We start from the raw sequence: 10,806 nt of genomic DNA, 5'->3' as shown, positions 1-10,806 counted from the left end.
ACGAATACATCCGCCGCATGGCTTTGTCAGCATCTGTACCATCATTATCTCTATACGATGGATAAAAAATACCTGGCTGAAGTGTATCCGGTATTGCGGGGAGCCTCTCTGTTCTTTGTGGATATGCTGGTTGAAGATCCACGGAATGGGTATCTGGTCACGGCTCCTACCACCTCTCCCGAGAATAATTTCAGGATGAGCAATGGAAGTGTTGTAGCTGTTTCGGCCGGCTCCACGATGGACAATCAGTTGATACGTGAACTTTTTGGAAATACGATGGAGGCTGCTGAGATCTTGGGATTGGATAGCGTATTTGTTCAGGAGCTGGCTGCTAAAAGAGATAAGCTTATGCCTACAACGATAGGGAAAGACGGACGAATCATGGAGTGGTTGAATGAATACGAAGAGGCGGAGGTAACACATCGCCATGTATCACATCTGTATGGATTGCATCCCGGAAATGAAATTTCCGTTTCTCAAACGCCGGAACTGGCCAAGGCCGCCCGTGCCACCCTTGAAAAGAGAGGTGATGCAAGTACGGGATGGTCTATGGCATGGAAAGTAAACTTCTGGGCTCGATTGCACGACGGTGACAGAGCTCATAAACTGTTGTCGGATTTACTCAGGCCTTGCCTGAAGTCGACAGACGAGCCTGAGTATTCAGGCTTTGGAAGCGGAACCTATCCGAACCTCTTCTGTGCGCATCCTCCGTTCCAGATTGATGGAAATTTTGGTGGAACTGCCGGAATTGCAGAAATGCTGATTCAAAGTCAGACGGGTATTATCGAATTGTTGCCAGCCTTACCTTCTGTATGGAAAAACGGTAGTTTCAGAGGCTTGAAAGTTCGGGGAGGAGCAGAGATGGATGTACACTGGACAAACAACCGGGTGGATAATGCAACCCTGAGGGCAGATGTAAACAATACATTTAAAATTAAGATACCTGCGCATGCGCCAAAACTAAGTGTTAAGATAAACGGCGAATCTAAATCGTTGCCGGTTAGCGATGGTATATTGTCTCTTACAATGAGCAAAGGTGATATTGCAGATTTCATCTTTTAAGTTTACGTATCTCCAGAATAAACTTTGATAAGATTATAAATAAGAGAGTCCCGGTTAATCGATAACCGGGACTCTCTATTTATAAGTTGTTCTGTTTGGACCTTGATCAGGCGTTATCGTCTGTCAGATTCAGACTCTGATCTACTTTTCCCAAATGCTTCATCACCTTGGCATCCAAATAGAATATAAGTTCTTCCGCTATGTTTGTACAATGATCTCCGTAACGCTCGAGCTTGCGAATCACACCCGATACAAAAATACCTGACAATGCACTTCCCGGATGAGTCTCAATAAAATCGGCAATCAATGAAGCCGAAGCGTGATTTATCTCATCAACCACGGCGTCTTTCGCAAATACTCCGGATGCAATGGAGGAATCCTCTTTTTCGAAGGCCTCTTTTGTGAGAGACATCATTTCCAACACAGCCTTGAGCATCTCTTCAATACGTGTTTTCTTAATAAGCTCCGGATCGATAGGCTCACCGTCCGGTAAATTTCCGGCAAAGCGGGCGATACTTTCGGCAAAGTCGCCGAGACGTTCCAGATTGGTATTGATCTTGTACATGGCCAATACAAAGCGAAGGTCGATGGCTACCGGAGCATACAGAGCAATAATATCTTCGCAATCACTGTCTATCTTAAGCTCAAAAGCATTTACCCTTCGTTCCCTGTTCATCACTTTAAAGGCCAGTTCCTTGTCGCCAGTCAGCAATGCTTCCCCTGCATTATACAATTGCTGGTGTACCAATGCCCACATTTGGCTTATGCTTGCCTTTAATCCATTTATTTCCTCTTCTATTACTTTCATGATGCGTTTGTTTATGGGATAATCCTTACTTTGAAATGAATGCCAAAAAGATCAACCGAAGCGTCCCGTGATATAATTCTGAGTCGACTCCTTCTCCGGATTTGTAAATATCTTTCGCGTATCGCCAAACTCAATCAACTCACCCAGATAGAAGTAGCCGGTTTTGTCACTAACGCGTGCGGCTTGTTGCATATTGTGTGTAACGATTACAATCGTATATTCTTTTTTCAATTCATGGATAAGATCTTCAATCTTACCTGTTGAAATCGGGTCAAGGGCAGATGCCGGTTCGTCCATAAGCAATATGGATGGCGAGATGGCCAGTGCACGGGCAATACATAAACGTTGTTGTTGACCGCCGGACAGTTCGAAGGCGCTTTTCTTTAACTTGTCTTTCACTTCATTCCACAAAGCTGCTTGCTGAAGGGTTTTCAGAACTGTTTCTTCAATGTAGTTCTCATCGCTAATACCATTAACCCGTAAACCATAAGCTACATTTTCGTAGATACTTTTGGGAAATGGATTTGGCTTTTGAAATACCATGCCAACGTTTTTTCTCAGTTGATCTACCTTTTCTCCCTTAGCATATATGTCTCGGCCATCAATTTGGATAGTCCCTTCCAGACGTGTTCCGGAAATTAAATCATTCATCCGGTTAAACAACCGGAGAAAGGTTGATTTACCACATCCCGACGGACCGATAAATGCTGTTGAGGTATTCGATTCAATTTTCATCGAGATGTTTTTCAACGCGTGAAAGTCACCGTAGTAGAAATTTACATTTTGAGTATCAATCTTGATCATATTCTTTGTGGACATTAGTTCATTTTAACTTTCTTTGCGAAATAAGAACGGAGTGCATTGGCTAGTAGATTTACAATCAGCACAATGGCAATCAATACCAGGGCGGTGCCATAAGCCATCCCCCTGGATGCCTCTACATCGGTTCCGCTGGTCGAAATAACATACAAGTGATAAGGCAATGCCATACACTGATCGAAAATACTTCCCGGAAGCTGTGGCAGGAAATAGGCAGCAACCGTGAAAAGAATCGGGGCAGTCTCTCCCGAAACACGGCCGACAGACAAAATCAGACCGGTGATGATATTGGGAAAAGCCATAGGCAGTATTACCTTGCGGATGGTCTGCAGTTTGGTAGCACCTAATGCTAGAGAGCCGTGACGGAATGAATCGTCAATACTTTTCAACGCTTCTTCGGTGGTACGTATTACCAACGGTAGAGACAATAGTGCAAGGGTAAGTGATCCGGCAATGATTGAGTCGCCAAATCCCAAAGTATTTACAAATAGTGCCATCCCGAATAAACCAAATACAACAGAGGGTACACCGCTGAGGTTGTTGGTCATGATTCGTATGAATTTGGTTATTTTACCGTTTGTTGCATATTCATTCATGAAGATCCCACTCATTACTCCAATGGGGAAACTGATCAGACTGCTTCCCAATACCAGATATAATGTTCCCACGATGGCGGGATAGATACCTCCGGAAGTCATACCTTCCTCGGGTGATTTGGTTAGGAAATCCCAACTAATCACACTGGCACCTTTAATGATGATAAAGCCGAGTATGACAAACAGAATGAGAACAACCAAATAGCTAAGTGAGGTAAAGAATCCGAAAGCAATTTTTTGCGACCATCGTTTCCTGTTATTCACATTGCCCAATTTTTCTATAGGAGTCATATGTAATTATATTTTTTTCTTGGATGAGATATATTCAACAGCGATACTGAGCACCAGTGTAATCATGAACAGTACGGCACCAAGCAGGAACAGCGATTCATAGTGGGCACCACCTGCCGGAGCTTCTCCGAGTTCTGCAGCAATGGTTGCAGGAATGGTTCGTACAGGTTCAAAGAATGAAGTCGGGATAATGGCTGCATTTCCTGTAACCATCAATACCGCCATTGTTTCACCGATGGCACGCCCGATTCCCAGTACAACCGCAGATGTGATTCCGGAACTGGAATAGGGGATTATTACTTTATAGATTGTCTGCCATTGGGTGGCTCCGAGCGCCAGACTCGCCTCCTTCATGGCGCGGGGAGTGGTGCGCATTGCGTCTTCAGCAACTGTGATGATCGTAGGCAAGGCCATGATGGCAAGTACAACGCTACCGGCAAAAGCCGTTTCGCCAACAGGGAGGTTAAACCCTTTCTGTATCAACGGAACGATAACAACCAACCCGAAGAATCCGTAAACAACGGATGGAATCCCTGCTAAAAGCTCAATTACAGGTTTGAGGAATTGGCGTGTCTTGAAATTGGCTATTTCGGCAAGGTATATGGCAACGGCCACACCGAACGGTAAGGATAGGATGATTGCTCCGAAGCTAACCAACAGAGTTCCCAATAACAATGGAATCAGTCCGAATATGGGAGATGGTGTTGCAGTGGGATACCACTGGGTGCCACCAAAAAATTCTCCCGGTCGGATCGGGTCCTTTGAAATTACAGTTCCCTTGAAATCTTTGGCAAGATACATTTCGGGGAAGAATGCAACAATTCCTTTTTCCTTTTGAACGAGCTCGTTGATCTTGTCGGGCACAAATTCAAACTCGGCCCCAAGTTCTTCTTCTGTGTAGAAGTTCGTAAGGTCTGAAAAACGAAAAACCAGAATTTCCTCGTCGTTGCCTCCAAGTTCACTCCAGTTTGTAATTTCCGAATCAAATACCTGTTTTGTTTTTTCCGGCGAAAGATGTTTAACAGGATTACTGCTGTTTACGGCTAGTACATAACCTTCTTCTACAGCGGGACTGTTAAATAGACCGGAAGCCTCTTTGAAAAGGAAAACGATAATCAGAAGGATGGCGAGGCTGGTTACGCTCCCGCTTATCAGTAATCCTCCTTCAACTATTTTTTCAAAAAACTTTTTCACGTTGATCGATTTATTTCTGATGCAAAGTAAGAAAATGAGTATTAAGATGGGGTTAAATAGGTTTGAAGGAAATATTACATATATATTACAAATATATTACAGGTTTCTGTAAAGTAACAAGGAGCTGTACGATTCGTACAACTCCTTGTTAATAAAAATGTAATATGTGTTACTTTGCGTATTTGCTCCAGTCAACATTGTGCATGTCGCCACTGGCTGCCAGCTCTTCGTGGAAAGCAAAACTGCATTTCAAATTCTGAGGTGTATGTCCTTTGATACCCATATTCATATATTCTGTAAGCAAAGGTCTGTAATCCGGATGAACACAATTGTTGATAATTGCTTCGGCACGTTGAACCGGAGATTTACCTCTTAAATCGGCTACACCGTACTCTGTGATAATAACCTTTACAGAGTGCTCATTATGGTCAACGTGAGATACCATGGGAACAAATGCACTGATCTTACCATCTTTAGCTGTAGAAGGTGTGGTGAAGATTGACAGGTAAGCAGAACGTGTAAAGTCACCCGAACCACCGATACCGTTCATCATTTTAGTTCCCGATACGTGGGTTGAGTTGATATTACCGAAAATATCAGCTTCCAGCGCGGTGTTGATCGTAATCAAACCTAAACGACGGGCTACTTCCGGGTTGTTCGAGATTTCCTGCGGACGAAGTAATATCTTATCCTTGAAGAAGTCCAAATTTGCATAGATTTCGCGGATCACATCGTTACTTACAGACAATGAACATCCACTGGCAAACTTAACACGACCTTCTTTCATCAAAGAAATAACCGCATCCTGAATTACCTCCGTATACACATTGAAGGCAGGGATTTCCTTATTTTCACCAATAGCAGCAAGTACTGCGTTGGCAACATTACCTACCCCACTTTGCATCGGTAGGAATCCTTCCGGAATGCGACCGGCTTTCAGTTCGCCAGCAAGGAACATAGCCACGTTGTTACCAATAGCCTTTGTAACGTCGTCCAGCGGAGCAAATGCACCACCTTCGTTTGCATTTTCAGTTTCAACCACGCCAACGATCTTAGATGGATCAACCTTTACATAAGGCAATCCAATCCGGTCTGAAGGAGAATAAACGGGTATTTCGCGACGATAAGGAGGATCCAGAGGCTCGTAGATGTCGTGCATCCCTCTGATAGCCTTCGGATGTTTATGGTTAAGTTCCACGATTATTTTATCGGCCAAACGACAGATAGTAGGTGTGATACCTACTCCGCAAGTAGGAACAATCTCTCCGTCTTCAGTTACATCGGCAGCTTCAATAACAGCTACATTTATTTTTCCAAGAAAACCATAACGCAGACTTTGCGCCAGTTCCGATAAATGCATATCATAGTACTGAGCCTTGTGTGCATTAAGTGCAGAACGTAAATCTTTGTTAGATTGATACGGCGTTCTGAATTTGATGGCATTTGCACGGGCAAGTTCGCCGTCTAGTCTGTCTCCGGTAGAAGCTCCGGTAAACATTCCGATCTGAAATGGGTTGCCTTTGGCATGCTCTTCAGCTGCTCTTTTTGCAATAGCCTCCGGAACCGATTTAGGACATCCGGCTGGCGTAAATCCACTGAAACCAACGTTGTCGTCGTTATTCACGAACGCAGCAGCTTCTTCAGCAGTAATGAATTTTAATGACATGGTATAGTAATTTTATTATAAATGTTGACTTCTGGAAAAAACGACGCAAAGTTATTAAAAACCGCTGATTTTCAATATTTGCGGTTAAATATTTCAGAATAAATAACAGCCTTCTTCAAATCATCTGTATCAGTAAATGTAATACCTTGCATTACAGTGTTTTCATCATCCGGTTCTAGTTGAAGTGCCGGAGTCGATTTAATTGCAGATGGGTGCTGACTTTCCGTATTCAGAAACGGGGTGCTTGCATGAGGTTGTTTCTCTTTACTTTTGATTGCAGGTCTGGTTGCTGGTTGTGGAGTTGGCATAGTTTTGGCTTTCGGTTTCTCTTCCTGCATCTCTTCCAGCATTTCCCAGAAACTCTTTTGTGCAGGTTTCTGTGTTCCGGGCTCTATTTCACTGTCCGGCCTGCCAAGAACTTCTGTCTGACGTTTTTTCTTCTTGCCCGAACCGAACAATCCACTGACTGCTGCAACGATTAAAAAAACAATGTAAAGCCAATCTCCAAGGTTATCCATAACTTTTGATTATTTTTGCACCTCAAATGTAGGAAGAAAAAATGAATTATCATAAAGAACAAAAAAATAAGGGTAACTTCCCAGCCACCCTTATCTAGTAATTAACCAAAACCTTAACTATGAAAAAATTTACGTTTTTCATAGGCAAAAATACGCTGATGGTTTTTGTTGACAAAATATTTTGAATCATTTTTTATTGAGAACAATTTGTTTTATATATTTTTAATATTTATCGAATGAGTAATGAAACGAAAGGCGTGGACTTAAAATCTGCTGCCCAGAACGTAGAACGTAAGCTGTTTATTGAAACCTATGGCTGTCAGATGAATGTGGCAGACAGTGAGGTTGTTGCATCCATCATGGAGATGGATGGTTATGCTGTGACCAACAAAATTGAAGAGGCGGATGCCATCTTCGTAAATACCTGCTCTGTGCGCGATAATGCCGAACAGAAGGTGTTAGGGAGGTTGCAGTATTTTCAGTCGTTAAAGCGGAAAAAGAGAACGCTCATTATCGGAGTGCTCGGTTGTATGGCTGAAAGGGTAAAAGAGGAGTTGATCAGCAATCACGGGGTGGATTTGGTGGTTGGTCCCGATTCGTACATGGATCTTCCGAATTTGGTTGGAGCCGTGGAGCATGGAGAGAAAGCAATTAACGTAGAACTTTCTACTCAGGAAACGTATAAAGATGTAATTCCGTTGAAAATAGGCGGAATAAATATCTCCGGATTTATTTCCATTATGCGCGGTTGTAATAATTTCTGCACCTATTGCATTGTTCCCTATACACGTGGAAGGGAGAGAAGCCGCGATGTGGAAAGCATACTGAATGAGGTGCGGGATATGCGCGATAAAGGTTTCCGCGAGGTTACTCTGTTAGGGCAGAACGTTAATTCGTATCTTTTCAAAAAAGGGGATGAGAGCATAACCTTCCCGATGCTATTGGAGCGGGTGGCTTTGGAAGCTCCGGATATGCGGATCCGTTTCACTACATCACATCCAAAAGACATGAGCGACGATACGCTGACCGTAATAGCGAAGTATCCAAACCTGTGCAGACACATTCATTTGCCGGCTCAATCAGGAAGCTCAAGAATCTTAAAAATCATGAACCGGAAATATACCCGCGAATGGTATATGGACCGGATTGCAGCAATCCGTCGTATTTTACCTGACTGTGCGATTTCGACCGATCTTTTCTGTGGTTTCCACTCCGAAACCCAGGATGAATATGAAGAGACCCTTTCATTGATGCGGGAGGTTGGATACGACTCTGCATTCATGTTTAAATATTCCGAACGTCCGGGTACATTTGCAGCAAAAAATCTGGAAGACAATATTCCGGAAGACGAAAAGGTACGTCGACTTCAAGGGATGATCGATCTGCAAAACAAGCTGTCTGAAGAGAGCAACCTGAGAGATGTCGGTAAAGTATTTGAGGTATTGGTTGAGGGCTTTTCCAAACGTTCGCGCGAGCAATTATTCGGTAGGACAAGTCAGAATAAGGTCGTTATATTTGATAAGCAGAATTTTAAAGTTGGCCAATTTGTAAAAGTACGTGTAACCGGAGCCTCTTCGGCCACTCTGTTTGGTCAACCGATAGAAGCATAAGCAATCTTTCTCATTGAACGGAAGGTTAAATAAATGTAAAAGAGCTGCGTAATTCGTAAATTATGTGTTCTTTTGCAACGAATTTGGGGGGTGTGTTCGCCGGACACACCTTCCAAATTTATTTAACTCTAATTAGGAATAATCAGATGACTGAAAATAAGAAATTTACAACTGTCTCTTTCTTTAATTCTCGCCTTACATCCGTAATTAGCATTGCGTTGGTTCTCTTTTTATTAGGTCTTATCCTTTTGATGGGACTGATGGGTGATACACTTTCGAGGTTTGTAAAGGAAAATATAACTTTTTCTGTAGTGCTGAAAGATGATATGAGTGAGGGTGAAGTAAAGCGGATGCAGAAAAAGCTGGAAGCAGAACCATTCATAAAATCTATTGAATATATCTCCAAAGATCAGGCATCCAAAGAACTGGAAGAGGAACTGGGTGAACGCCCCGAAACATTTTTAGGTTTTAATCCGTTGCAAGCTTCACTGGAGGTGAAGTTGCATTCGGAATATGCTAATCCGGACAGTCTGCAACTTATCGAAAAGCAATTCAAGAAATATACAAATGTATCTGAACTATTATATCGCAAAGATATGATGGAGGTTGTGAATGATAATTTAAAACGGATCGGAATTATTCTGCTGTCGCTTGCGGCAGTTCTTATGATTATCTCCTTTGTGCTAATCAGTAACACCATCCGTTTGCTTATCTATTCGAAGCGCTTCCTCATTCACACGATGAAACTTGTAGGGGCTACGCATGGTTTTATCCGTAAACCCTTTATGATATATAATATGGTAAGCGGAATTTATGCTTCTATATTGGCCATGTTACTATTGATGGGGGCCCTTTACTACCTGCAGTCTGAGCTTGCCGGATTTATAGATCTGATAAATACGGATGCTCTGTTGATGGTTTTCGCGGCTGTGCTTGTGCTTGGTATTCTGTTATCGGTCGTAGCAACCTTCTTTGCGGTAAACAAATACCTGAGAATGGGTGTTGATAAATTATATTACATTTAAATAAGAGGTAGAATAAGATGGCTAAAAGAGATTTTGCTTTCGGAAAAGAAAATTTTATACTTATAGCAGTTGCTATTGCTTTTATCGTGATAGGATTCGTATTGATGGGAGGTGGAGCTTCTGAAGATGGCGTATCCTTTAATCCTGAAATATTCAGTACACGCAGAATAGTTGTAGCTCCGGTTATAACCGTGATCGGATTTGTAGCGATGATATATGCAATAGTTCATAAACCCAAAAATAACGAGCAGGAATAAGGATGAATAGTATAGAGGCAATCATTATTGCCATTGTTGAAGGGTTAACAGAGTTTCTTCCCGTTTCTTCTACCGGACATATGATTATTACACAAAATATGTTGGGTGTAGAAAGTACCGATTTTGTAAAGGCTTTTACTGTCATCATCCAGTTCGGTGCCATTCTTTCTGTAGTTTGTCTGTATTGGAATCGTTTTTTCAGGCTTAATCCATGTAAGATATTCGATGCCGAAGCAGTGAAGGGAATTACCGGAGTCGCCAAATGGAAGACATACGGAAAGCGTTTCCTGTATAAATTTGATTTCTACTGGAAATTATTGGTTGCTTTTTTGCCTGCAGCCGTAATAGGATTCCTTTTCAGCGATGCCATCGATTCTATGTTGGAAAATGTATGGGTGGTAGCCGTCATGCTTGTGATAGGGGGTGTTTTCATGCTCTTTGTTGATAAACTCTTTAACAGGGTGTCTTCTGATGAACTAACTGAAAAGAAGGCTCTTTATATTGGTTTTTTTCAATGTATTGCTATGATTCCGGGTGTTTCTCGTTCCATGGCCACTATCGTGGGAGGTATGTCGCAGAAGCTGTCTCGTAAAACGGCAGCCGAGTTTTCCTTCTTTTTGGCAGTGCCCACCATGTTTGCCGCCACAGCTTACAAACTACTAAAACTCATACTTGAACCCGGAGGTTTGGCTATTTTGAACGAAAACGCAGGGATATTGGTTATAGGTAATGTAGTTGCGTTTGTGGTTGCTTTACTGGCAATTAAGTTCTTTATAGGTTTTGTAACCAAGTATGGATTCAAGGCATTTGGGTATTATCGTATTATCGTGGGTGGAATCATTCTGGTTATGTTATGGATGGGGTATAATTTAGAAATAGTTTAATGGATTTTATAGAGGGAGAGATACTTTATTTTAATAAACCTTTACGTTGGACGTCGTTCGACCTGGTAAATAAGTT

Annotated in this window: 11 protein-coding genes and 1 pseudogene; 6 read left to right on the top strand and 6 right to left on the bottom strand. The window is 42.3% G+C overall.

Annotated elements, in window-relative coordinates:
• On the top strand, positions 1-1,062 hold a 1,062-nt coding region (locus AB7E53_RS12955; RefSeq protein WP_446776097.1), incomplete at its 5' end, for a glycosyl hydrolase family 95 catalytic domain-containing protein.
• A gap of 106 nt (positions 1,063-1,168) precedes the next feature.
• Here the strand turns inward: AB7E53_RS12955 and phoU are convergent.
• The 6 genes from phoU to AB7E53_RS12925 all read right to left on the bottom strand — a co-directional run bounded on the left by phoU (position 1,169) and on the right by AB7E53_RS12925 (position 6,954).
• Complete coding sequence (phoU, locus tag AB7E53_RS12950; protein WP_179399742.1) at positions 1,169-1,870, bottom strand: phosphate signaling complex protein PhoU; 702 nt, start codon at positions 1,868-1,870, stop codon at positions 1,169-1,171.
• 51 nt (positions 1,871-1,921) lie between these two features.
• On the bottom strand, positions 1,922-2,674 hold the full coding sequence (gene pstB / locus AB7E53_RS12945; RefSeq protein WP_179400019.1) for a phosphate ABC transporter ATP-binding protein PstB: 753 nt from the start codon (positions 2,672-2,674) through the stop codon (positions 1,922-1,924).
• A 14-nt stretch (positions 2,675-2,688) separates the two neighbouring features.
• Positions 2,689-3,576 carry a phosphate ABC transporter permease PstA gene (gene pstA / locus AB7E53_RS12940; RefSeq protein WP_068184496.1) on the bottom strand — a complete coding sequence of 296 codons (888 nt, stop codon included), beginning with the start codon at positions 3,574-3,576 and terminating at the stop codon, positions 2,689-2,691.
• Positions 3,577-3,582: 6 nt separating this feature from the next.
• A complete protein-coding gene (pstC, locus tag AB7E53_RS12935) occupies positions 3,583-4,770 on the bottom strand; it encodes a phosphate ABC transporter permease subunit PstC (RefSeq protein WP_446776095.1) in 1,188 nt (395 codons plus the stop codon).
• 169 nt (positions 4,771-4,939) lie between these two features.
• Complete coding sequence (locus AB7E53_RS12930; protein WP_079684153.1) at positions 4,940-6,436, bottom strand: acetyl-CoA hydrolase/transferase family protein; 1,497 nt, start codon at positions 6,434-6,436, stop codon at positions 4,940-4,942.
• Positions 6,437-6,507: 71 nt separating this feature from the next.
• Positions 6,508-6,954 carry a hypothetical protein gene (locus tag AB7E53_RS12925; protein WP_446776093.1) on the bottom strand — a complete coding sequence of 149 codons (447 nt, stop codon included), beginning with the start codon at positions 6,952-6,954 and terminating at the stop codon, positions 6,508-6,510.
• A 236-nt stretch (positions 6,955-7,190) separates the two neighbouring features.
• Between AB7E53_RS12925 and miaB the strand changes: the two genes are divergently transcribed.
• From miaB to AB7E53_RS12900, 5 genes and pseudogenes are all read left to right on the top strand, one after another.
• Positions 7,191-8,564, top strand: coding sequence for a tRNA (N6-isopentenyl adenosine(37)-C2)-methylthiotransferase MiaB (gene miaB, locus AB7E53_RS12920; RefSeq protein ID WP_079684150.1), 1,374 nt, complete (start codon positions 7,191-7,193; stop codon positions 8,562-8,564).
• A 146-nt stretch (positions 8,565-8,710) separates the two neighbouring features.
• Positions 8,711-9,589 carry a cell division protein FtsX gene (locus AB7E53_RS12915; protein WP_421468714.1) on the top strand — a complete coding sequence of 293 codons (879 nt, stop codon included), beginning with the start codon at positions 8,711-8,713 and terminating at the stop codon, positions 9,587-9,589.
• Between the two features lie 17 nt (positions 9,590-9,606).
• On the top strand, positions 9,607-9,846 hold the full coding sequence (locus AB7E53_RS12910) for a DUF3098 domain-containing protein (RefSeq protein ID WP_068184473.1): 240 nt from the start codon (positions 9,607-9,609) through the stop codon (positions 9,844-9,846).
• A 2-nt stretch (positions 9,847-9,848) separates the two neighbouring features.
• Positions 9,849-10,730: an undecaprenyl-diphosphate phosphatase gene (locus AB7E53_RS12905; RefSeq protein ID WP_079684147.1), complete on the top strand. Its 882-nt coding sequence runs from the start codon at positions 9,849-9,851 to the stop codon at positions 10,728-10,730.
• Positions 10,730-10,806, top strand: a pseudogene (locus AB7E53_RS12900) (tRNA pseudouridine(55) synthase TruB); the annotation flags it as partial. The gene AB7E53_RS12905 and the pseudogene AB7E53_RS12900, both read left to right, overlap by 1 nt.

Origin of the sequence: Macellibacteroides sp. (assembly GCF_050251695.1) — a bacterium.
GTDB classification, from domain to species: Bacteria; Bacteroidota; Bacteroidia; order Bacteroidales; family Tannerellaceae; genus Macellibacteroides; species Macellibacteroides fermentans.
This window is presented reverse-complemented; position numbering and strand designations above follow the sequence as displayed.